The organism is Streptomyces cinnabarinus (assembly GCF_027270315.1).
Classification (GTDB): domain Bacteria; phylum Actinomycetota; class Actinomycetes; order Streptomycetales; family Streptomycetaceae; genus Streptomyces; species Streptomyces cinnabarinus.
On record NZ_CP114413.1, the window covers coordinates 1,988,245 to 2,010,990 of the forward strand.

The window sequence follows — 22,746 nt, forward strand, 5'->3', positions numbered from 1 at the left end:
CCTACGACCCGTCAGCCGTCGCCCTTACGGCTCACAGCCCTACGGCTCACAGCGGCCCGGGACCGGCGGGGCTTCCGGGCCTCCCCTCCCCCGCCCTCCGCCCTGGCCGGGGTCCGTGCCGCCACGCCCGCGGAGGCCAGCAGCAGGACCCCCAGCATGACGAACGGCGCCGCCACGCCCGCGACGCCCGCGACCAGGCCCGCCGTCGCGGGCGCGGCGACCTGGCCCAGGCGGTTGCCGGTCAGCCGCAGGGCGAGGGCGGTGGAGCGGGCGTCGTCGGGGGCCGCCTGGACGACCGTCGTCATGGACAGCGGCTGGCCGACCCCGAGGCAGAAGCCGAGCGCGGCGAGCATCACGGCCAGCGCCCACACCGGCACCGGCAGCGCCACCCCGGCGCACAGCACGGCCGCCAGCAGACAGGTCACGGTCAGCAGGGCGGAGCGGCTGAGCAGCCGCAGCAGCGGGGTGAGGACCAGCCGGCAGGCGATGGTGGCCGCCGCGCGCAGGCTCAGCAGCAGGCCGATCACCGAGGGCGCGATGCCCCGGTGCTCGCCGACCACCGGGAGGTAGGCGGTGAGGACGTCGGTCGCGGACAGCACGGAGAGGCTGATGAGCATTCCCGCGGGCACGCCCCGGGTGCGCAGGATGCGGTGGACGGGGACACGGTCGCCCTGCCCGGTACGGGACTTGGGCGTCGTACGACGGTCCTCGATGCGCCACAGCGAGCTGACCGCGACCGCCGCGACCGCCCCCGCCACCAGCAGGGCCAGCGCGCTGGTGCCCGCCATGTCGTGGCCGCCGATCAGCGCGCCCGCCGCGACCGGGCCGATGAGCTGGCCGAGCGAGGCGCCGATGGTGAAGTGGCCGAAGTTGCGGTCCTGTTCGTGCGGGGCGGACTGGCGGGCGACGAGGGACTGGGCGCCGATGACGAAGGAGAGATGACCGAGGCCCATCACTCCGCTCCACAGGGCCATCGTCCAGAGGGAGCCGGCGAGTCCGCTCAGCGCGCAGCCGCCGGAGATCAGGACGACTCCGACGGGCAGGAGGGGCGCGCAGCGGCCGTGGTCGGTACGGCGGCCGAGAGGGACCGCGGCGAACAGCGGGAGCAGGGCGTAGGCACCGGCGATGACGCCGACCGCCCGCTCGTCGGCGCCCAGCGCGAGGGCCCGGTAGGAGACGGCGGGCCGGGCCATCGACACCGCCGCCTGCGCGAAGCTGAAGGCGATGACGAGACGGAGCAGCCAGCCGCGGTTCCTGCCGGGCACCATGTGCGATGTCCTCCGTGGGAAGGTCAGTTGAGTCCGGGGAGTCAGATGATCCCGAAGAGAATGCCCGCGCCGAGGATGACGAGGCAGGTGGCGGCGGCCCACTTGACCACGAACCGGGTGTGGTCGCCGAACTCGACCTTGGCCATGCCGACCAGGACGTAGACGGCCGGGACGAGCGGGCTCGACATGTGCAGCGGCTGGCCGACCAGCGAGGCGCGGGCCATCTCCAGCGGCGAGACGCCGTGCGCGGCACCGGCCTCGGCGAGGACCGGCAGGACGCCGAAGTAGAAGCCGTCATTGGACATGAAGTAGGTGAGCGGGAGGCTCAGCAGACCGGTGACCAGGGCCATGTGCGGGCCCATGCCCTCGGGGATGACGTCCACCATCCACTTGGCCATGCTGTCGACCATGCCGGTGCCCTGGAGGACGCCGGTGAAGACCGCGGCGGCGAAGACCATGCCGGAGACGTTGAGGACGTTGTCGGCGTGGGCGGCGAGCCGGGCCCGCTGGTCGGGGATGCGCGGGAAGTTGACGGTGAGGGCGAGCGCGGCGCCGAGCAGGAACAGCACCGGGATCGGCAGCCACTCCATGATCATGGCGGTCAGCAGGGAGACCGTGAGCAGCGCGTTGAACCAGTAGAGCCGGGGGCGAAGGGTGTCCCGGTTCGGGTCGAGGCCCTGGAAGTCGTCGTCGGTGTCCTCGGCGTCGGTGCCGGAGCCCGCGCCACCGGTCGCCTTGGTCATGGAGACCTTGCCGTCATCGGAGCCGCCCGCGCCGACCAGAACCGTCTCCGCCTCCTGGGGCTCCAGCACCTCGTCCAGCGTGAGCACGCCGAGCCGCTTGCGCTCGCGCAGGCCGAGGGCGTACGAGAGGACGAACACGAAGAGCAGGCCGACCAGGAGCGCCGGGATCATCGGGACGAAGATGTCGCTGGCGTCGAGCTTCAGCGCGGTCGCGGCGCGGGCGGTGGGGCCGCCCCAGGGCAGCGTGTTCATCACGCCGTTGGCCATGGCGGCGACACCGGTCAGCACGACCAGGCTCATCTTCAGGCGCTTGTACAGCGGGTACATGGCCGAGACGGTGATCATGAAGGTGGTGGAGCCGTCGCCGTCGAGGGAGACGATCGCCGCGAGGACGGCCGTACCGACGACGATCCGCATCGGGTCGGCCTTCGCGAACTTCAGGATCCCGCGCACGATCGGGTCGAAGAGGCCGACGTCGATCATCACACCGAAGTAGACGATCGCGAACATGAGCATCGCCGCGGTGGGGGCGAGGCTGGTGACGCCTTCGATGACGTAGTCACCGAGGTGGGCGCCCTTCCCGACGAAGACGCAGAACAGTGCCGGGATCAGCACGAGCGCCGCGATCGGCGACATCTTCTTCATCATGATCAGGACCAGGAAGGTCGCGATCATGGCGAAGCCGAGGATGGTCAGCATGAGTGGATACCTAACGTTCGCCCTTGAACATCCCACCAGGGCCGGCGGTGCGATGACGTTAGGTCTCCGTGAGGAGCGTTAACAAGACGTTGACGTGCGAGCAATAAGCGCAAAACTCCAGGTCAGGGCTTTGCTCAGGTCAGCGGGGTGAGCTCGACGGGGACTCCGTTGAGGACCGCGTTGCCGGACAGCGGGTCGAGCAGGGTGCCGTCGAGGAGCTGGTTGACGTTGACTCCGGGGTCCTTCAGCGCGTGGCTCATCCGGGTGCCCGGCCGGTCGTGGCCCCAGCCGTGCGGCAGGCTGACGACTCCGGCGCGCACGGCGTCGGTGACCTCCACGGGCGCGGTGACCTCTCCCCCGGCCCCCTTCAGCCGTACGGCCGCGCCGTCCCGCACACCGAGCTTCTCGGCGTCGTCGGGGTGGATGTGCACGGTGCAGCGGTTGGTGCCCCCGGTGAGGGCGGGCACGTTGTGCATCCAGCTGTTGTTGGAGCGCAGATGGCGACGGCCGACGAGGACCAGCCCGTCGGACCGCTCGTGGAGGGTTTGCCGGAGGCGCGGCAGATCGTCGGCGATCGGCTTCGGAAGGAGTTCCACCTGTCCGCTGCGGGTCTTGAGCGGCTGCGGCAGCCGGGGCTTGAGCGGCCCGAGGTCGATGCCGTGCGGATGCGCGAGCAGCTTCTCCAGACTCAACCCGTCGGGGCGTACGCCGAAGCCGTCGCCGTAGGGGCCGAGGCGGAGCATCATGTCGAGCCGGCGCTCGGGGCCGGTGTCGCCGAAAAGCTGCGCGGCGAGGTCCTGCGGGTCCCGGCCGTGCACCGGGGAGTGCGTCTCCTTGACCGCCTTGCCGAGGGTCTGGCCGATGACCATGTCGTCGACGGCCGACGGGTCGGCGCCGTGCATCCCGGTCGCGGCGAGGACCAGCCTGGCCAGGATCTCGGTCTCCGCCATCCGACCGGGCTCCAGGGGGACGGCCGGGCGGTTGTAGCGGACCTGGTTGCGCACCGCGAGGGTGTTGAAGGCGAAGTCGTGGTGCGGGCTCTGGGAGGGCGGGGGCGGCGGCAGGACGACATGGGCGTGGCGCGAGGTCTCGTTGAGGTACGGGTCGACGCTGACCATGAAGTCCAGGGAGTCCAGCGCCTTGTCGAGCCGGTCGCCGTTGGGGGTGGAGAGCACGGGGTTGGCGGCGATGGAGATGAGTGCCCGGACGGGCTCGCCCTCGTCGGTGGCGGTGTCGATCTCCTCGGCGAGCGCGGAGATCGGCAGCTCGGCCTTGGCCTCGGGGTATCGGCTCACCCGGGAGTGCCAGCGCCCGAGCGCGAAGCCGTGGCTGGGCCCGGCGGGCCGGGGCGTCCGGTCGGTGGCCGCCTGCGGGAACAGGGCGCCGCCGGGGCGGTCGAGATTGCCGGTGAGGATGTTGAGCACGTCGACGAGCCAGCTGGCGAGGGTGCCGTGCGGGACGGTGCAGCTGCCGATGCGGGCGTAGACGGCGGCGGTGGGGGCGGCGGCGAGTTCGCGGGCGAGGGTGCGGATGGTGTCGGCGTCGACGTCGCAGGCGTCCGCCACGGCGTCGGGGGTGAAGTCGCCGAGCCGCGCCCGGAGTTCGTCGAGCCCCGTGACATGGGGCGCCAACTCCCCGAGCTCCACGAGGTCTTCCTCGAAAAGAACGTGCGCCATCGCCGCCAGCAGCAGCGCGTCGGCGCCGGGGCGGATCGGGATGTGCCGGTCGGCGAGCTTGGCGGTGCGGGTGCGGCGCGGGTCGATGACGGTGAGGGTGCCGCCTCGGGACTTGAGGGCCCTGAGCTTGCCGGGGAAGTCGGGTGCGGTGCACAGGCTGCCGTTGGACTCAAGGGGGTTGGCCCCGATGAGCAGCAGGTGGTCGGTGTGGTCCAGGTCGGGCACCGGGATGGCGTTGGCGTCGCCGAAGAGCAGACCGCTGGAGACGTGCTTGGGCATCTGGTCGACCGTGGAGGCGGAGAAGACGCTGCGGGTGCCGAGGCCGCCGAGCAGCAGCGGCGGGTAGAGCGCGCCGGCCATGGTGTGCACATTGGGATTACCGAGGACGACACCGACGGAGTTCGCGCCGTACCGCTCGACGACGGGCCGGATCCCCGCGGCGACGGCGTCGAAGGCCTCCTCCCAGGTGGCCTCGCGGAGCACGCCGTCCTTGCGCACGAGGGGCGCGCGCAGCCGGTCGGGATCCCCGTCCACGGCTCCGAACGAAGCCCCCTTGGGGCAGATGAACCCCTTGCTGAACACATCCTCCCGATCACCTCGGGCTCCGGTCACCCGGGTGCCTTCGATGGTCAGCGTCAGCCCGCAGGTGGCCTCGCAGAGGGGGCAGATGCGCAGGGCGGTGCGGGACACGGGTCCTCCCGGGGGCAGCGGTGCCTGTCCCGAGTGAGCATACCGACCGGTATGCATGGAGGCGAGGGGTCAGAGCCGATCGAAGAGGATCGGGCCGTTGCGGGTGCCGAGCACGACCCCCCTCGGGGGCGGACCCGTTCAGTCCAGGACGCGTGCGAGATAGGCGCGGAGCAGCTCGCGTGCCTCCTCGATGATGCGTTCGTCGCCCTCCGGGGAGACGCGGAAGGCGAGGTGGACCAGGGTGTCGGCGGTCTCCACGGCGACGAGGAAGACGCGGCGGAGCTCTTCGTCGGGGGCCCGGCCCACATAGGTGGACAGCAGTTCGGTGAGGCGGTCCGCCACGCGGTGGTTGGGCTCGGCGCGGCGGGCGCCGACGGGTATCTGGTTGCCGAAGTCGACCAGGGAGAATCCGGGCGCGGTCCGCTTCATCAGCAGGTACTCGTCGAGTACGGCGTCCATGGCGGTGCGCCAGTCACGGACACCGCCGCTCGCCAGACGCTCGGTGACGCGCTCGGCGTACCGCTCCAGGTTGCGCTGGGCCAGGGCGTCGGCCATCTGCCGCTTGTTGCCGAAGAAGCGGTAGACCGAGCCGATCGGGACGCCGGCGCGCTGGGCGACCGCGCGGGTGCTCAGGGCGTCGTAGCCGACCTCGTCGAGGAGGTCGGCGCAGGCGTCGAGGATCCTGGTGAGCCGTTCGGCACTGCGCCGCTGTACGGGCGCGCGGCGGAGCGAGGTCGCTTGGGGCACGGGCTTCATGATGCCTTTCCGGCGCGGTCCGGTGAACCTTGCCCTCCAGTACGGACCCGGGTGGCCCCTGCACTCATCGTCGGCTCGGCCTCGGACGCCGTGAGGTCGGTCGTGCTCTCGATCGGTTCGCCGTCCGCGGCCCACACCGTGCCGTCGTCCGCGTACAGCCGGGCGGTGAGGTGGTGCGTACCGCGCGGGACCAGCTCGGCGGGGAGGCGGTACCGGTCGGTGCGCAGCCGGGCGACCAGCCGGCCGTCGACATAGAGGTGCGCCAGGCCCCGTCCGGCCACCGGCGTCTCCTTCGTACCGGCGGGCGAGAAGCGGAAGCCGCTGACGGTGAGCCGGACGTCCCAGCTGTCGTCGGGGTTGGGCTGCACCTCGACGCCGACCTCGGGCGCCTGGTCCTTGTCGACCTCGCGGTAGAGCCTGCCCTCCTCGTCGGAGTCGTCGAGCAGCTCGCCGACCGGCGCGGGCGACACCCCGCCGTTCTTCCCGTCCTGTGCGCCACTGGTACCGCAGCCCGCGGATCCGGTCAGTACCAGGACACAGACCGCGAGCGCGGCAAGCGGCCCCCGCGTCCACGACATGCCCTGGAGCCTAGAACACAGGTCCGACACTCGGATCCCCCTGGAGTCGGGTTCGAGTCGTCCGCAGTGATGAGGAGGGGTGTACCTCTTGCGTCCATCCAGCCGGAATCCTACGGTGATACATAGGATTCCAATTGATCGAGGGAGCTGGCATGAGCGGGGACGCGCGGAAGACCGCGGAGGGGCTGTCGTACCTCCTCGGTTTCGGCAACGAGCACACCTCCGAGGCGGTGCCCGGCGCCCTTCCCGAGGGCCGCAACTCACCGCAGCGCGCGCCCCTCGGGCTCTACGCCGAGCAGCTCAGCGGATCGGCGTTCACCGAGCCGCGGTCCCACAACCGCCGCTCCTGGCTGTACCGGATCCGCCCCTCGGCGGCCCACCCCGCCTTCACCCGCATGGACAACGGCGCGCTGCGCACCGCGCCCTTCACCGAGTCGGTGCCGGACCCGAACCGGCTGCGCTGGAACCCCCTGCCCGACCCCGCCCCCGGCACCGACTTCCTCGCGGGCCTGTGGACCCTCGGCGGCAACGGCGACGCGGCCCAGCGCGCCGGCATGGCCGTCCACCTCTACAGCGCCAACGCCTCCATGGACCGCGTCCTCAGCGACGCCGACGGCGAGCTGCTGATCGTCCCGGAGCAGGGCGGACTGCTGCTGCGCACCGAGTTCGGGCTCCTGCACGCGGAGCCGGGACACGTGGCACTCATCCCGCGCGGGGTGCGCTTCCGGGTGGAGCTGCTGGACGCGACCGCCCGCGGCTACGTCTGCGAGAACTACGGCGCCCCCTTCCAGCTCCCCGACCTCGGCCCGATCGGCGCCAACGGCCTCGCCAACGCGCGGGACTTCCAGGCGCCGGTCGCCGCGTACGAGGACGTCGAGGGCCCGGTGGAGGTCGTCAACAAGTACTGCGGCAACCTCTGGCGGGCGACGTACGGCCACTCCCCGCTCGACGTGGTCGCCTGGCACGGCAACCATGTGCCGTACGTGTACGACCTGCGCCGCTTCAACGTCATCGGGACGATCTCGTACGACCACCCCGACCCGTCGATCTTCACGGTGCTCACCTCCCCCTCGGACACCCCCGGCCTCGCCGGTGTCGACTTCGTGGTCTTCGCGCCGCGCTGGCTGGTCGGCGAGGACACCTTCCGGCCGCCGTACTTCCACCGGAACGTGATGAGCGAGTACATGGGCCTGATCGAGGGCGCCTACGACGCGAAGGCGGAGGGCTTCGTGCCGGGCGGCGGCTCGCTGCACAACATGATGTCGGCGCACGGTCCGGACCGGGAGACGTTCGACAGGGCGAGCGCGGCGGAGCTGCGGCCGCAGAAGATCGACGACGGACTCGCGTTCATGTTCGAGACGCGGTGGCCGGTGACGCTGACCGCACACGCGGCGGGGGCGGATCACCTCCAGCACGGCTACGACGACGTGTGGCAGGGCCTCGAACGTCACTTCCGCCCCTTGCACTGATCAACTCCTGCCGGTACGGATGGCCCCGTGACCTCCTTCGCCCCGGACTCCATCGTCCTCAACCGCAAGCTGCCGCTCTGGTACCAGGTCTCGCAGTCGCTGCGGGCCTCGATACTCGGCCGCCGGCCCCAGGACCCGCTGCGCCTGCCCACCGAGGAGCAGCTGGCCGGGCACTACGGCGTGAGTGTGCTGACCATGCGGCAGGCGCTGAAGGAGCTGGAGGACGAGGGGCTGATCACCCGCCACCGGCGCCGGGGCACGTTCATCGAGCCGCATGTGCAGCGCGGGGCGCCGGTGCGGCTGCTGGGCTCGGTGGACGCGATCGTGGCCCAGCAGTCGGGGATGGCGGCCCGGATGCTGGATCACGGGAAGGCTCCGGTGCCGGCGGAACTGGTGGAGTACTTCCCGGATCTGGACGAGGTGGCGACGTATCACCGCCTTCGGTCCGACGAGAAGACGGGCGAGCCGACGAACCATGCCCGCAACTTCGTCCGGCCCGAACTCGCCGAGCGGGTCGAGCCGGCGGATCTGGCGCGGTGGCCGATGACGAAGGTGCTGCGGGATGTCGTGGGGGCGGACATCAGCCGGATCACGGACACGGTGGAGGCGAGACTGGCGGATCCGGAGACCGCCCGGCTGTTGGAGGTGCCTCTGCTGAGTCCGATCCTGCACTACACGGGGGTTACGTACGATTCGGGCGGTCGGGTGCTGGATGTGGCTGTCATCCACTATCGGGGGGATCGATTCTCCTTCACGGTGACGTTGGAAGCCAACTAGTCGACGTGCCGCCGCCACGACGTACCATGCCCACCGTGACGCACGACGACGCTCCGCCGCTCGCGGACCTCATGCCGTGGTCCGTCGCACCGGTTCGGGTGGGCCGGGGGTGGCCGACGGGGCCCGACGCGGGCTGTCTGAAGGCGCGCTGGGACGCCTTGGTGAAGGCCGAGGGGGCGGACCGGGAGGCGCTGCTGGAGCCGAGCCGGTCGCGGACGCTGCATTCGGCCGTGGGTCAACTGCCCGGGCGGACCGGCGGTACGGAGAAGCTGGTCCGCGCCTCGGGGCCGTGCCCGGAGCCGGTGCGGGTGCTGTGCGCGCCCTTCGACGAGCAGTGGCTGATCCCGGACCACCGGCTGATCGACTCGGCCCGCCCCGAGCTGTGGCGGGTGGCCGACGAGCGGCAGACGTTCGTGGTCGAGGCACCCGGCGAGCTGATCGCCACTTCCCTCCTCCCTCTCCTGCGTCCGGGGCGCGTCCGCCCCCTCTACCGCCGCCCCGGCGGCACGGAACCGAACCTCGCCCCGGGCCTGTTGGACCACCTGGCCGGCCGTCTGGGGCTGGCCCCCGACCCGGGCGACCTCCTCGCCTGGACGCTGGCGACAGCCCGCCCGGATCTCACGGTCCCGCTCACCTCGGACCCCGAACTCTGGGCGAAGGGTGTGGAGTTGGGGCACCGTCTGCTGTGGCTGATGCGTCGCGACGGCGACCGGCCCAAACTCCCGGGCGGGCGCCGTCCGTACGTCCGCGCCCCGCTCCCCGGTCGCCCGCTGACGCTCCTCTACGACGCTGAGGAGGAGACCCTGCACCTGGACGAGGGCCGTATCTCCCCGGTGCCGCCCGCGGCCTGGGAGTACGCGGTGGACGGCGTCCAGGTGCTGGAGCAGTGGTTCACGGCACGCACGGCGGAGACGGCGGAACCGGGCACGCTCGCGGCGGTCCGCCCGCCGACGTGGCCACAGACCTGGACCTCCGAACTCCTCGAACTGATCACCGTATTGGCTCTGCTGGCCGAACTGCGCCCGCGGCAGGCGGAGTTGGCCGTGATCGCGCCGATCACGGCAACGGAGCTGCGCCGGGCGGGAGTTCTCCCGGTCCCGGACTCCGCCCGCCGGCCGGCGTCAGTCCTGGACCATCACGAGGAAGGCCCGGAGGGTCAGTTCGCGCTGATCTGAACCCGGCCTACTGGGGCGCGAAGCTGTCCAGCAGCCGGCGCAGCATCCGGTCGAAGGCCGCGTCCGGATCGTCCGCCGGGGCCACTCCCTGCGCGAACAGCGCGGCCAGGTGCGGATACGCGCCCGTCATCACCTGGCTCATCATGTACGTCCCGCGCACTGCCTGTTCCCGCTCCGCCGACCACGACTCGGAGCGGGTCCGCTCGGCCACGGCCTGCTCATTGGCGACGAACGTCATCACCGAGCCGTTGACCATCCCGAACAGCTCCAGCTTGGTGCCCGGCGGCACATCGAGCCCCTCCAGGGCGGCCAGGGTCCAGTCCAGGACGCGCAGGGCGTTGGGGCTGATGCTGTAGACGGTGGACATCACGCGGATCACCCAGGGGTGCCGCCGCATGATGCCGCGGGCCTGGTGGGCGAGGTCCGTCATGTCCGCGCGCCAGTCCCCGGCGGGGGCGCGGGACAGCTCGTACTCGCCGCTGACCAGGTCGACCATCAGCTCGTACAGGTCGACCTTGCGGGGCACGTAGTTGTACAGCGACATCGTGCCGCAGCCGATCTCGGCCGCCACCCGGCGCATCGAGACCGCGTCGAGTCCGTCCGCGTCGGCGATGCGCACCGCTGCCGCCGCGATGTCGGCACGGCTGTAAGCGGGCCTGGGCCCGCGCCCCGTCCGCTCCGGGCGCGCCCAGATCACCTCGGGTTCGCCGCTTCGGCCCGCCATGGATCACCACCTCGCCCACCATCGTAGTTACGTACACCGTACGTAATGCGCTATGGTCGCGGCATGACTACTACGTACGCTGTACTTAGTGAAGGTCTGGAGAAGCGCTTCGGTGATGTCCACGCGGTGCGCGGACTGGATCTGGCCGTGGCTCAGGGCACGGTCTGCGGGATCCTCGGCCCCAACGGCGCGGGCAAGACGACGGCGGTCCGGCTGCTGACCACGCTGCTGCGCCCGGACGCCGGTTCGGCCCGGGTGGCCGGTCACGACCTGACGCGGGAGGCGGCGGCGATACGCCGCAGGATCGGCGTCACCGGGCAGTACGCCTCGGTCGACGGCGATCTCACGGGCCGCCAGAACCTGCTGCTCTTCGCCCGGCTGCACCGGCTCCGGGACGCGGCCGCGCGCGGCACCGAGCTGCTGGACCGCTTCGGGCTGACCGAGGCCGCCGACCGGCCGGTGTCCACCTGGTCGGGCGGCATGCGGCGCCGCCTCGACCTGGCCGCGAGCCTGGTCCGGCGCCCCGAGATCCTTTTCCTGGACGAGCCGACGACGGGTCTCGACCCCGCGAGCCGCAACCAGATTTGGGACGCCGTGCGCGCCCTCACGGCGGAGGGCACGACCGTGCTGCTGACCACGCAGTATCTGGAGGAGGCCGATCAACTCGCCGACGACATCGCCCTGGTGGACCGGGGCCGGGTCGCGCACACCGGGTCCCCGCGGGAGCTCAAGGCGCTGATCGGGTCCCAGGCCGAGGTGGTCGTCGCCCACGCCGACGCCCTGACCCGGGCGGCGGCGGTACTGGATCAGCTCACCGGAGCGCGGCCGACCTTCGACCACGACCGTCAGGCGGTGGCCGCCGTCACCCGGGACACCACGCTCACCCTCCCCCGGCTGGTGCGCGAACTCGACGCCGCCGGAGTGCCGTTGCTCGACGCGAGCCTGCGGCCGCCCACCCTCGACGACGTCTTCCTCCGGCTCACCGCGGACACACAGGACCCCACTCTGGACGACAAGGAGCGCGCGGCATGAGCACGCTGGCGTACGACGGCACGGCGCTGATGGGCCGCCAGCTCAGGCGGATCCGGAACAGTCCGGGGCTGCTGATCCTGACCCAGACCACGCCGATCACGATGCTGCTGTTCTTCGGCTATGTCTTCGGCAGCGCGGTCGCCATGCCGGGTGCGGAGTACCGCACCTTCCTGGTGCCGGGCCTGCTGGCGGCGACGGCGGCCGGCGGGATCATGACGGGGATGTTCCAGGCGGCCCAGGACACCCACCGGGGCGTGACGGACCGGCTGCGCACCCTGCCGGTGAGCCGGGCCGCCGTACCGCTCGGGCAGGCGATGGCCGACCTGGCCGTCACGGCCGTTGGCCTGGTGCCGTTCCTGCTGGTCGGGCTGGCGGTGGGCTGGCGGTTCGAGGGGTCGGCGGTGGACGCCGTCGCCGCACTCGGGCTGTTCCTGCTGTTCCGGTTCGCGTGCACCTGGGTCGGGATCGTGCTGGGCCTGGCCAGCCGGAGCGAGGAGGCGGCCGGACAGCTCGGCAGCGCCACCATCGTCCTGCCGCTGCTGTCCAGCGCGTACATCCCCACGGAGAACCTGGCGGGCTGGCTGCGCACGGTCGCCGAGTGGAACCCGATCAGCGCGGTCACCACGGCCCTGCGGGACCTGTCCGGCAACGCTCCCGTGCCGCCCGACGCGGCATGGCCGATGGCGCACCCCGTCGCCGGGTCGCTGGCCTGGAGCGCGGTGCTGATCGCGCTCGCCGCGCCGCAGGCCGTACGCCGCTACACGCGTGGCCGGAGCTGAGTCACCGTGGTCAGGGCTGAGACACCCGTGGCCAAGGCTGACCGTCACGGGGCATGATCGCCCGCATGGAATCGCAGCCGCTGCCGCTCACCGGTATCACCGTCGTCGCCGTCGAACAGGCTGTCGCCGCCCCCTTCGCCACCCGGCAGCTCGCCGATCTCGGCGCCCGGGTGATCAAGGTCGAGCGGATCGACGGCGGCGACTTCGCGCGCGGCTACGACACCGCCGCCGCGGGCCTCGCCTCGCACTTCGTGTGGTGCAACCGCGGCAAGGAGTCCCTCGCCCTGGACCTGAAGGACCCGCGCGGCCTGGACGTCGTACGGCGGCTCGTCGGCGAGGCGGACGTCTTCGTGCAGAACCTCGCGCAGGGGGCGGCGGCGCGGCTGGGCCTGGACGCGGCCACCCTGTGCGCGGCGCACCCGCGGCTGATCGCCGTGGACATCTCCGGCTACGGCGCCGGCGGCCCGTACGCGGACAAGCGGGCCTACGACATGCTCGTGCAGTGCGAGGCGGGTCTGGTGTCGGTGACCGGGACGCCGGAGCAGCCGGTGAAGGCCGGGATCCCGGCGGCCGACATCGCGGCGGCCATGTACGCCTTCTCGGGGGTGCTCGCGGCGCTGGTGCGCCGGGGCGTGACCGGGCGGGGCGGGCCGGTCGAGGTGTCGATGCTGGAGTCGCTGGCGGAGTGGATGGGGCATCCGCTGCATCACGCGATGCACGGGGGCAATCCCCCGGCCCGGACCGGGCTCGCACACTCCGTGATCGCGCCGTACGACGCCTATCCGACGGCCGACGGCGGGCGGGTGCTGCTGTCGGTGCAGAACGACCGGGAGTGGCGGCGCCTGGCCGAACAGGTGCTTCAGCGACCGGAGTTGGGCACGGATCCGGCGTACGCGACGAACGCGGCCCGGGTGGCGAACCGGGAGCGCACGGACGAGTTCGTCGCGAAGGCGCTGGGCGCGCTCGACGCCGACGAGGCGCTGGCGCGGCTGGAGGGCGCGGGGATCGCCTGTGCGCGTCTGAGGGATCTGCACGAGGTGGCGGACCATCCGCAGCTGGCGGCCCGGAAGCGGTGGCGGGAGGTGGGTTCGCCGGTGGGGCCGTTGAAGGCGCTGCTGCCGCCCATCACGCTGCCGGACGGGGAGACGGCAAGGATGGGGGACGTGCCCGCGCTCGGGGAGCACACCGAGACGCTGCTGCGAGCCGTGGGGATGACGGTAGACGAGATCGCAGCGCTGCGCCGGGACGGCGTGGCCGCCTGAGCGCGGGCCTCCTCGGGGTTGCCGGTGAAGCTCAGCGCCCGCCGAACAGCGAACGGCGCAGTCGGCGCAGCGGTGCGAAGAGCGAGACCCGACGGACTCGCGCACTCGTGCCACTGCGGTCGCGCGCGGTGTCACGCGCGGTCAGCTCACGCATCAGCGAGGTCGCCTCGGCCGTCTTCTGCTGCGGCACGGCGGGACCCGCCAGCACCGAGAGATGGCGGTCGAGGCGCGAACTGGTCGCGCTGCTCCCGCAGGTGATCGCAGGGACCCTCGCCCTGCTGCGCACTGTTATCTGTTCCATGTCACTCCCCACCCGTACGAGTCCACCCGGCCCGGGCAGGGTAACCCTATCGCCCCCTTGGGGCACTCGTGTATCGCGGTCACAGGATTCACCTTCCCCGTAAGGGTGTTGACGACCCGTCGTTGATTACTCTCCGAATCCGACCGATTTCAGGGCGAGTTGGACCACCGGCCGAGTCGTGGGCTGAGCCGAGCCGCCGTCCGGCTCGACGGTTACAGCCAGTGACGTCGCGGAGGTGTCCAGACCGGACGCGACCAAGGGCGCGTCACCCTCGAAGAGCCCGAGGGAGCGCGGTTGTGCGCCGGGGCGCATGACCCACAACTGGTGCACGCGGTCGCCCGGAAGGTCGTCGTAGCCCCCGAGGGTGACGACCGCGCGCCCCTCCGATGCGGAAGCGATCACTCCGATACTTCCGCCCTCGGCGTCCCGTCCGGTGCTCGCACGCGCGTCGGGAGCGGCGAGAACGTGGGCGATCTCACGCGCCTGCGCCCGCTCCGCGTCCAGCTTCTCCTGCGTGTCGTTCGCCTGCACGGCGAACAGGGAGGCGACCACCAGCGCCGCGGCGGCGGTCGCGGTGGCGAAGGGCACGAACAGCGGCCGCCGCTCCCGCGCCCTGGGCGGCGGCCCGGCCCCCCACACATGCGCCGGCAACTGCGGCTCCCGGGCCACCCGCACGCCGTCCTGCGGAGTGGCCCGTACGGCGGCCAGGACCCGTTCGCGCATCGCGGCCGGCGGCGGGGCCGAGGTGGACCAGGCCAGCCGTACCGCGTCCTCGGACAGGGTCCGCACCTCGGCGGCGCAGCGCTCGCACTTGCGCAGGTGCTTCTCGAAGCGGACCCGCTCGGCGGGCTCCAGGGCGTCGAGGGCATAGGGGGCGGCGAGGGAGTGGAGGTCCCCCCGGCGGAAGAGGCTCATGCGGCACCTCCCAGGCACTCGCGCAGCCGGGTCAGCCCGTCCCGCATCCGGGTCTTCACCGTGCCCAGCGGGCAGGAGAGCCGCTCGGCGACCTCACGGTAGGTGTACCCCTCGTAGTAGGCGAGGGTGACGGACTGGCGCTGGAGCGCGGTGAGCCGGTCCAGGCAGCGGCGCACCCACTCGCGTTCCAGGCCCGCCTCGACCTCCTCGGACACCTGGTCGAAGGCGGGGTGATGGGCCCGGCGTGCCTCGCGCTGCTCGCGTTCGCCGGCCGCGCGGGCGCTGCGCACCCGGTCCACGGCCCGTCGGTGGGCGAGGGTGAGGATCCAGGACAGGGCGCTGCCCCGGCCGGGGTCGAACCGCCCCGCGGACCGCCAGGTCTCCAGCAGCACTTCCTGCGCAACCTCCTCCGACTGGGCGGGGTCCCGCACGACCCGCCGCACCAGTCCGAACACCGGCCCGGACACGATCCCGTACAACTCCTCGAATGCCTTCTGGTCCCCACCAGCCACGAGCACCAGTAGCTCGTCCGCCTCCAACTCGTCTCCCCCTCCCGCGAGACCGCATCTGGGCCGTCCCGTCCCACGAGGTATTCGCAACGCACCCACCTCCGGATGGGGTTACGGATCAGAAGGCCGAAAACGCGGGTCGGCGGGGCGCGAAATAAGTTTTCAGGTTCGACCAATCCGCCCCGCGCCCTGCTCCGAATCCCGGTGCGTCAGGCAAGTTGAACCGAGGACGGACGGCATGACACCTATCTCCAGGAGCGGCGCGGGACGCGCGAGTGTCGCGACCCTCATCTGTGGTGCGCTGGCCGCCGGGGGGCTCGCAGCCGCCGGCGTGACCGCGCTGGAACCGGGGGCGGCCTCCGCCTCCAGCCACCGGGAGGCCCCGTTGATCTCGGGGACCCCGCAGTACGACAACACGGACGTGTACGCGTTCGTCAGCCCGGACAAGCCGGACACGACGACGATCGTCGCGAACTGGATCCCCTTCGAGGAGCCGGCCGGCGGACCGAACTTCTTCACGTTCGCCGAGGACGCGCAGTACGACATCCACATCGACAACAACGGTGACGCGCAGGGCGAGCTGCTGTACCGCTTCACCTTCAAGACGCACACGAAGAACGAGAAGACGTTCCTGTACAACACCGGGCCCGTCGAGAGCCTCGACGACCCCGACCTGAACGTCACGCAGTCCTACGACATCGATCTGCTGAAGCTGAAGAACCAGCACCTGGTGGCGAAGACGAAGATCGCCAACGATGTGCCGGTGGCGCCGTCGAACGTGGGCAAGGCGTCCATGCCGGACTACGCGAAGCTGCGCTCGCAGGCCGTGCACGAACTCGCGGGCGGCGCCTCGTCGTTCGCCGGTCAGGCCGACGACCCGTTCTTCCTCGATCTGCGGGTCTTCGATCTGCTGTACGGCGGGAACCTCAGCGAGGTCGGGAACGACACGCTCAAGGGCTACAACGTCAACTCCATCGCGCTCCAGGTGCCCACGCACATGATCACGGAGTCGGCGGAGCAGCCGATCGTGGGGATCTGGTCGACGACCCAGCGCAAGAACGCGCAGGGGCAGTTCGCGCAGGTCTCGCGCCTGGGCATGCCGCTGGTGAACGAGGTCGTCAACCCGATCAAGGACAAGGACAAGTTCAACGCGAGCGCGCCCTGGAACGACGGGCAGTTCCTGAAGAACGTCACCAACCCCGAGCTGCCGAAGCTCATCGAGGGGATCTACAAGATCCCGGCGCCGAAGGAGCCGCGCAACGACCTCGTCGACGTCTTCCTCAAGGGCGTGGAGGGGCTCAACCAGCCGCCGCACGTGCGGCCCGCGGAGGAGCTGCGGCTCAACACGTCCATCAAGCCGGCTGCCAAGCCGAAGCGGCTGGGTGTGCTGGACGGGGACAACGCCGGGTTCCCCAACGGGCGACGGCTGAGCGATGACGTTCTCGACGCCGCGCTCCAGGTTGTCGAGGGTGAGCTGGTCGGCGCGAAGAACGACCTCGGGGACGCGGTCGACAAGAACGACAAGTCCTTCGAGAAGGCGTTCCCGTACGTCGCGCTGCCGACCGAGGGGTCTCGGGGGCCGCTGGCGAAGGGTACGTCCGGTGGGAACGACGTGCGGAACCAGCTCGGTGACGCGCTGTCGCCCGCGGGTTCCTCCGAGGGTTCCACGGACACCACGCTGATCGCGGCTTCCGCGGGTGCGGGGGCCATCGGTGTCCTGCTGGTCGGGGCCGGGCTGCTGTGGTGGCGGCGGATGCGGGAGCGGGCGTACTAGGCGCCGTTGGGGTGCGGGGATTCCGCGGCCGCGGCTCGTGTGTGGCTGGTCGCGCCGTTCCCCGCACCCCTGACCGGACTGTTCCACCGTTTCTTCGTCAGTGATCTAGGAGAGGGCCATGAAATCGCGCGCCCAACTTGGGTTGTGTGCCGGGTTGTTGGCTGTTGCGCTCACCGGCGGGGCCGTGGCCCTCGGGGGTGGGAAGGACGCTCCCCGGCAGGACGACGTGTCGTCCGTGTCGGCGGTGGCGTTGCGGTCCGGGGACGTCGGGGCGCTGCAGGCCCATCTGCGGGAGCAGCCGCGGGACTTCAGCGGCTGGGCCACCCTGGGGCTCGCGTATGTGGAGCAGGCGCGCACGAGCGGTGACGCCTCCCGCTATCCGCAGGCCGAGCGGGCGCTGAAGCGGTCTCTGTCGCTGCAGGCCGGTAACGACCAGGCCCTCGCCGGACAGGCCGCGCTGGCCGCCGCCCGGCACGACTTCCCGGATGCCCTCGCCCACGCGGACCGGGCGCTGAAGGCCAATCCCTACAGCGAGCGGGCGCTGGCCAGCCGGGTCGACGCGCTGGTGGAGCTCGGGCGGTACGACGAGGCCGCCGAGGCCGCCGACCTCGCAGACGAACGGCGGCCGGGGATACCGGTGTTCACGCGGTACGCGTACGTGCACGAGCTGCGGGGCGAGGTGAGGACCGCGCGGCGGGTGCTGGAGCAGGCCCTCGCCTCCGCCGTCTCGCCCCCGGACGTGGCGTACGTGGCCACGCAGCTCGGCCAGCTCGCCTGGAACCAGGGCGACTACGAGGAGGCGCTGCTGCACTACGCGCGGGCGCTCGCCGCGGACGACGGCTATCTGCCCGCGCTGGAGGGCCGGGCGCGGGCGCAGGCCGCCGCCGGGGATCCGGAAGCGGCCGTGAAGGGCATGGAGGCCGTCGTCGCGCGGTCCCCGCTGCCGGGGCCGCTGGTCGTGCTCGGTGAGCTGTACGAGGCCGACGGTGACCGGGAGCGGGCCGCCGACCAGTACGCCCTGGTCGACGCGTGGACCGCGCTGGCCCGCGCCAACGGCGTCAACGCCGACCTCGACACCGCGCTCGCCGCGGCCGACCACGGCGATGCCGGGGCGGCGCTGCGCGCGGCCCGCGCCGAGTGGGACCGGCGCCGTACCGTGCACACCGCGGACGCCCTGGCCTGGGCCCTGCACGCGAACGGACGCGACAAGGAGGCGCTGCCCTACGCCCGCCGGGCCACGGCCACCGGGTACCGCAACGCGACCTTCCTGTATCACCGCGGCATGATCGAACTCGGCGCGGGCGAGGAGGAGGACGCGCGCAAGCACCTGTCGGCCGCCCTGCGCCTGAACCCCGGCTTCTCGCCTCTCGGCGCCCGCGAGGCCCGTACCGCCCTGAAGAACCTGGAGGCGGGCGAGTGACCCCCCGTCGTCTGCTCGCCTCCGGTGCGGCCGTGTTCGCGGCCGCCGGCGCGCTCGTGCTGGTCCCCTCCCCGGTCGCGAGCGCGCATCCCCTCGGGAACTTCACCGTCAACCGGTACGACGGGCTCGTCGTCGCATCGGGTGCCCTGCGCGTGAACCACGTGGAGGACCTCGCCGAGATCCCGGCGACGCAGGCGAAGCCGGACATCGAGCGGCTGGGCCTTGACCAGTGGGCCGGGCGGCGGTGCGCGAGTGCCGCCCGGGACAGCGAAGTCACCGTGGAGGGCCGGAGCGTTGCCCTCACCGTCAAGAGCAGTCACGCGCGCGTGCGGCCCGGGCAGGCCGGGCTCGACACCCTGCGGGTGGAGTGCGCGCTGAGTGCTCCGCTGCCCGACGGTGCGAGTCTGGCGGTCGGCTTCCGGGCCGCCGGCGCGGAGTCCGGGCCCGGGTGGCGTGAGGTCACCGCGCGCGGCGACCGGATGACGCTGACCGAGTCCGACGTACCGAAGGAGTCGCTGTCCGGTGAGCTGAGCGAGTACCCGGAGGAGTTGCTCTCCTCCCCGGCCGACACCTTGTCGGCCGCGCTGACCGTGCGGCCCGGCGGGCCCGCGCTGGTCGAGGAGGAGCGGGACGCGCCCGCCGCCTCGGTGCTGCCGCGCGGCGCCGACCGCTGGACCCGGGCCCTGGACTCCCTGGTCGCCCGCAACGACCTCACCGTCGGCTTCGCCGCACTCGCCCTGTTCATCGCGATCGGCCTGGGCGCGCTGCACGCCGTCGCCCCGGGGCACGGCAAGACGCTCATGGCGGCGGTGGCTACCGCCCGCGGCGGGCGCGCCCGGATGAAGGACGTCCTGCCGCTCGCCGCCTCGGTGACCATCACCCACACCCTGGGTGTGGTCGCCCTGGGCCTGCTGGTCACCGCGGGCTCGGCCGCCGCGCCGTCCGTCATCACCTGGCTGGGCGTCGCCAGCGGCGCCCTGGTCATGGCCGCGGGCGCGACCCTCGTACGACGGGCCTGGCACCAGCGCGGCCACCATCACCACCCGCACTCCCCGGTGCCGGAACGCACGCCTGTGCTGGTCGGCGCGCACAGTCATGGGCACGAGCACAGTCACTCCCACGACCACGACCACGGTCATGACCACGACCACAGCCACGAGCACGAGCACCCCAAAGAACACACCCACACCCACGGCGGCACCACCCACACCCACGCCACCGCCCCCACCGTGCGCGGCACGATCCTGCTCGGGTTCGCCGGCGGGCTCGTGCCCAGTCCCTCCGCCGTCGTCGTCCTGGTCGGTGCCGCCGCGCTCGGGCACGCCTGGTTCGGACTGCTGCTCGTCGTGGCCTACGGGGTCGGTCTCGCCCTCACCCTGACCGCGGCGGGCTACGCCGTCGTACGGCTCGGCGCCGGGGCGAGCCGGTGGGTGGAGCGGCGTCCGCGCTGGGCCGTCCACCCCGTGGCGGGCCTGGTCCGCCGCACCGCACCGCTGGTGTCCGCGTTGGTCGTCGTCGCTCTTGGGGCCGGATTGGTGCTCAAGGGGGCGGCATCAGCACTCGGTTGAGCTACTTTGTGAGGAAAAGGAGATTTCGCGCGCATGCGAATGGGGGCGCCCGTGTCCGACGCGACGGGCAGTGAACGAGTGATCGCGGGTCGCTACCGTCTCCTGTCCCCGCTTGGCGAGGGCGGCATGGGGACGGTCTGGCGCGCCCGGGACGAAGTGCTGAACCGCGAGGTCGCCGTGAAGGAGGTGCGTGCCCCGCACGGCCTCCCGGCGAGCGAGGTGGAGCGGATGTACGCCCGCCTGGAGCGCGAGGCGTGGGCGGCGGCGCGGGTGGCGAACCACAATGTGGTGACGGTGTACGACGTGGCCACGCAGGACGGCCGCCCGTGGATCGTGATGGAGCTGGTGCGCGGCATCTCGCTCGCCGAACTCCTGGACGCGGAGGGCCCGTTGCCACCGCAGCGCGCGGCGCACATCGGCGCCGAGGTGCTGTCGGCGCTGCGGGCGGCGCACGAGGCCGGGGTGCTACACCGGGACGTGAAGCCGGCCAACGTGCTGCTGGCCAACGACGGCCGGGTGGTGCTCACCGACTTCGGGATCGCCATGGTGGAGGGCAGTTCCGCCCTCACGATGACCGGTGAGGTGATCGGCTCGCCCGAGTTCCTCGCCCCGGAGCGGGCGCTGGGCCGCACGCCCGGCCCCGAGTCCGACCTGTGGTCGCTGGGTGTGCTGCTGTACGCGGCGGTCGAGGGCAACTCCCCGTTCCGCCAGGACACCCCGCTCAGCACGCTGCGGGCGATCGTCGACGAGGAGCTGCCGCCGCCGCTCCGGGCCGGGCCGCTCGCCCCGGTGATCGAGGGGCTGCTGCGCAAGGACCCCGCCGACCGGCTCCCGGCGGCGCAGGCCGAGCAGGACCTGCGGCTCGTCGGCGCGGGCGGCACGCCTCGCGCGGGCACGGTCCGGGCGACGCCGTACGCCCCGACGGTCGCGGCGCACCAGCAGCCGCCGCCGACCCCGCCCACGCCGTACCGGGGCGCGCCGACCGCCGCGACCACCACGCCGACCCGGACCGGCCCGGAGCGCCCGGAACGCAACCGGCGGGCCGCCGTCGTCCTGGTCGCGGGTCTGGCCGCGCTGGCGCTGGCGGCGGGCGGTCTGACGTACGCGCTGCTGAACCGGGACGACAACGGCGACAAGGCCGAGGGCGGCACGACCAGCGAGCCGGAGACGACGGCGGAGACGACACCGTCCGAGACCGAGGACGACGACACCCCGGAACCGACGCCGAGCGAGACGCCGACCGGGACGACCCCGCCGCCGCAGTCCGTGCAGGTCTCCCTGGCCGGGGCGAACACGGAGTACGAGGGCGCCTGTCCGCCGCCGCAGGAGGAGGCCCCGGCGTTCACGGCGACGTTCACGGTGGGGCAGCTGCCCGCCGAGGTCAGCTATCGCTGGGTGTCGCGGGACGGCGATGTCATGGACTCGGGGTGGAAGACGCTGTCGTTCCCCGAGGGCGGCTCGCGCACCAAACAGGACCGGGCGTTCGTGACGACGAACGACGACAGCGGGTCCTTCGAGAACGAGATCAGCGTGGAGGTCCGGGACCCGGTGGAGACCAAGTCCAACTCGGTGGCCTTCTCGGTGACCTGTGGGACGGAGACCCCGACGGACGGGGTCTCCCCTTCGCCTTCAGCGAGTTACTGAGCGGCTCGCGAGGAACCGCTGAAGGATCAGGCCGCGCCGTTCAGGACCGGCAGATAGCCGCCGGACTGTCCGGCCGCGGTCGGGTGGTACGACTCACCGATGTTGAGCCAGTTGACGCTGTGCAGCCAGGAGCTGCCGGAGCAGATCTCGTGGCCGGTGAAGGTGGAGCGGACGTCGCCGAAGGTGAAGGAGTACGCGGCGGCGCGGCGGGCGACGGCGGCGTTCAGGTAGTCGGAGGCGTCGTTGATGGCCTTGCGCTTGGTCTCGGACAGGCCGAGGCAGGACTGGCCGAGCTTGTAGAAGCGCGGGTAGCCGATGACGACGACATGGGCGTTGGGTGCCTTGGTGCGGATCGCCGAGTAGACGTTGTTGAGCTGGCCGGGCAGCGTCGAGTCGACGTACGCCCTGGCGGTGTTGATCCGGGAGACGCAGGAGCTGTCGGACTGGAGCACACAGGTCGTCATGACGTCGGCGAACCCGGCGTCATTGCCGCCGATGCTGATGGAGACCAGCGCGGTGGAGGAGTTGAGCGGGCCCAGCTGGTTGTTGAGAACATCACCCGTTCGGGCGCCCGAGCAGGCGGTGAAGGCGAACGACGAGGGTGAGTTGGCGGCCGCCCACAGGTAGGGGTGGGCCTTCGTGCTGCGCTTGCAGTCGCCGCTGGAGCCGATGTAGCTGCCGGCGCCGACGCCCGAGGCGTAGGAGTCGCCGAGCGCCACATAGGGCCCGGTGGCGGCCTGTGCGGAGCCGGCGCCCGCGAGGACGGCGCCGACGGCGAGGAGGAGCGAGCTGACGTAAGCGGCAATTCGGGAACGTCTCATGGAACCTCCCTTTAGCAGGATCTCTGCCACAACTGTCGTAGCAGCTACGCGTATTGACAGGAAGTGTCCATGTCAAGATTTTCAACCATGAATCGACCGGGACCCTATGGGTTCACTGTGGGTTTGATTACGTGCTCATGACAGATTTGTTGACAGCCCCTCAACT

20 protein-coding genes are annotated in these 22,746 nt (G+C 71.9%); 10 read left to right on the plus strand and 10 right to left on the minus strand.

The window, feature by feature from the left end:
• Positions 1 to 11: 11 nt before the first annotated feature.
• The 5 genes from STRCI_RS08955 to STRCI_RS08975 all read right to left on the minus strand — a co-directional run bounded on the left by STRCI_RS08955 (position 12) and on the right by STRCI_RS08975 (position 6,410).
• Positions 12 to 1,268, minus strand: a complete 1,257-nt coding sequence (locus STRCI_RS08955) for an MFS transporter (RefSeq protein ID WP_269658320.1) — start codon at positions 1,266 to 1,268, stop codon at positions 12 to 14.
• A gap of 41 nt (positions 1,269 to 1,309) precedes the next feature.
• A complete protein-coding gene (locus STRCI_RS08960; RefSeq protein ID WP_336298793.1) occupies positions 1,310 to 2,746 on the minus strand; it encodes a CitMHS family transporter in 1,437 nt (478 codons plus the stop codon).
• A 98-nt stretch (positions 2,747 to 2,844) separates the two neighbouring features.
• Positions 2,845 to 5,076, minus strand: a complete 2,232-nt coding sequence (locus STRCI_RS08965) for a molybdopterin oxidoreductase family protein (RefSeq protein WP_269658322.1) — start codon at positions 5,074 to 5,076, stop codon at positions 2,845 to 2,847.
• Positions 5,077 to 5,214: 138 nt separating this feature from the next.
• Complete coding sequence (locus STRCI_RS08970; RefSeq protein WP_269658323.1) at positions 5,215 to 5,832, minus strand: TetR/AcrR family transcriptional regulator; 618 nt, start codon at positions 5,830 to 5,832, stop codon at positions 5,215 to 5,217.
• A complete protein-coding gene (locus STRCI_RS08975) occupies positions 5,829 to 6,410 on the minus strand; it encodes a hypothetical protein (protein WP_269658324.1) in 582 nt (193 codons plus the stop codon). Before STRCI_RS08975 ends, STRCI_RS08970 begins: the two co-directional genes overlap by 4 nt.
• A 152-nt stretch (positions 6,411 to 6,562) precedes the next feature.
• On the opposite strand from STRCI_RS08975, the gene hmgA reads away from it, so the two are divergent.
• From hmgA to STRCI_RS08990, 3 genes are read left to right on the plus strand one after another with little or no spacing between them, the layout of a single operon-like run.
• On the plus strand, positions 6,563 to 7,879 hold the full coding sequence (gene hmgA, locus STRCI_RS08980; RefSeq protein ID WP_269658325.1) for a homogentisate 1,2-dioxygenase: 1,317 nt from the start codon (positions 6,563 to 6,565) through the stop codon (positions 7,877 to 7,879).
• A gap of 27 nt (positions 7,880 to 7,906) precedes the next feature.
• Positions 7,907 to 8,656: a GntR family transcriptional regulator gene (locus STRCI_RS08985; protein WP_269658326.1), complete on the plus strand. Its 750-nt coding sequence runs from the start codon at positions 7,907 to 7,909 to the stop codon at positions 8,654 to 8,656.
• Positions 8,657 to 8,682: 26 nt separating this feature from the next.
• Positions 8,683 to 9,831, plus strand: a complete 1,149-nt coding sequence (locus tag STRCI_RS08990; protein WP_269658327.1) for a type ISP restriction/modification enzyme — start codon at positions 8,683 to 8,685, stop codon at positions 9,829 to 9,831.
• A 7-nt stretch (positions 9,832 to 9,838) separates the two neighbouring features.
• Here STRCI_RS08990 and STRCI_RS08995 read toward each other — a convergent pair whose 3' ends face one another.
• Positions 9,839 to 10,555, minus strand: coding sequence for a TetR/AcrR family transcriptional regulator C-terminal domain-containing protein (locus STRCI_RS08995; protein ID WP_269658328.1), 717 nt, complete (start codon positions 10,553 to 10,555; stop codon positions 9,839 to 9,841).
• A 63-nt stretch (positions 10,556 to 10,618) separates the two neighbouring features.
• On the opposite strand from STRCI_RS08995, the gene STRCI_RS09000 reads away from it, so the two are divergent.
• The 3 genes from STRCI_RS09000 (at position 10,619) to STRCI_RS09010 (ending at position 13,628) form a co-directional block, all read left to right on the plus strand.
• Positions 10,619 to 11,587 (plus strand): ATP-binding cassette domain-containing protein, encoded by a 969-nt coding sequence (locus tag STRCI_RS09000; protein WP_269658329.1) that lies wholly within the window; start codon positions 10,619 to 10,621, stop codon positions 11,585 to 11,587.
• Complete coding sequence (locus tag STRCI_RS09005) at positions 11,584 to 12,366, plus strand: ABC transporter permease (RefSeq protein ID WP_269658330.1); 783 nt, start codon at positions 11,584 to 11,586, stop codon at positions 12,364 to 12,366. The genes STRCI_RS09000 and STRCI_RS09005 overlap by 4 nt, the downstream gene beginning before the upstream one ends.
• A 65-nt stretch (positions 12,367 to 12,431) precedes the next feature.
• Positions 12,432 to 13,628 carry a CaiB/BaiF CoA transferase family protein gene (locus tag STRCI_RS09010; protein ID WP_269658331.1) on the plus strand — a complete coding sequence of 399 codons (1,197 nt, stop codon included), beginning with the start codon at positions 12,432 to 12,434 and terminating at the stop codon, positions 13,626 to 13,628.
• Positions 13,629 to 13,659: 31 nt separating this feature from the next.
• Here the strand turns inward: STRCI_RS09010 and STRCI_RS09015 are convergent, their stop codons facing one another.
• From STRCI_RS09015 to STRCI_RS09025, 3 genes are all read right to left on the minus strand, one after another.
• Positions 13,660 to 13,929 carry a hypothetical protein gene (locus STRCI_RS09015; protein ID WP_269658332.1) on the minus strand — a complete coding sequence of 90 codons (270 nt, stop codon included), beginning with the start codon at positions 13,927 to 13,929 and terminating at the stop codon, positions 13,660 to 13,662.
• Positions 13,930 to 14,055: 126 nt separating this feature from the next.
• On the minus strand, positions 14,056 to 14,844 hold the full coding sequence (locus STRCI_RS09020) for an anti-sigma factor (RefSeq protein WP_269658333.1): 789 nt from the start codon (positions 14,842 to 14,844) through the stop codon (positions 14,056 to 14,058).
• Positions 14,841 to 15,383, minus strand: coding sequence for a sigma-70 family RNA polymerase sigma factor (locus tag STRCI_RS09025; RefSeq protein WP_269658334.1), 543 nt, complete (start codon positions 15,381 to 15,383; stop codon positions 14,841 to 14,843). Before STRCI_RS09025 ends, STRCI_RS09020 begins: the two co-directional genes overlap by 4 nt.
• Before the next feature lie 208 nt (positions 15,384 to 15,591).
• Between STRCI_RS09025 and STRCI_RS09030 the strand changes: the two genes are divergently transcribed.
• The 4 genes from STRCI_RS09030 (at position 15,592) to STRCI_RS09045 (ending at position 21,759) form a co-directional block, all read left to right on the plus strand.
• Positions 15,592 to 17,127 carry a DUF4331 domain-containing protein gene (locus tag STRCI_RS09030; RefSeq protein ID WP_269658335.1) on the plus strand — a complete coding sequence of 512 codons (1,536 nt, stop codon included), beginning with the start codon at positions 15,592 to 15,594 and terminating at the stop codon, positions 17,125 to 17,127.
• 118 nt (positions 17,128 to 17,245) lie between these two features.
• Complete coding sequence (locus tag STRCI_RS09035; protein WP_269658336.1) at positions 17,246 to 18,547, plus strand: tetratricopeptide repeat protein; 1,302 nt, start codon at positions 17,246 to 17,248, stop codon at positions 18,545 to 18,547.
• A complete protein-coding gene (locus tag STRCI_RS09040) occupies positions 18,544 to 20,115 on the plus strand; it encodes a HoxN/HupN/NixA family nickel/cobalt transporter (RefSeq protein WP_269658337.1) in 1,572 nt (523 codons plus the stop codon). Before STRCI_RS09035 ends, STRCI_RS09040 begins: the two co-directional genes overlap by 4 nt.
• A 33-nt stretch (positions 20,116 to 20,148) precedes the next feature.
• Positions 20,149 to 21,759 (plus strand): serine/threonine-protein kinase, encoded by a 1,611-nt coding sequence (locus tag STRCI_RS09045; RefSeq protein WP_269658338.1) that lies wholly within the window; start codon positions 20,149 to 20,151, stop codon positions 21,757 to 21,759.
• 26 nt (positions 21,760 to 21,785) lie between these two features.
• Here STRCI_RS09045 and STRCI_RS09050 read toward each other — a convergent pair whose 3' ends face one another.
• On the minus strand, positions 21,786 to 22,580 hold the full coding sequence (locus STRCI_RS09050; protein ID WP_269658339.1) for an SGNH/GDSL hydrolase family protein: 795 nt from the start codon (positions 22,578 to 22,580) through the stop codon (positions 21,786 to 21,788).
• Between the last annotated feature and the right edge of the window lie 166 nt (positions 22,581 to 22,746).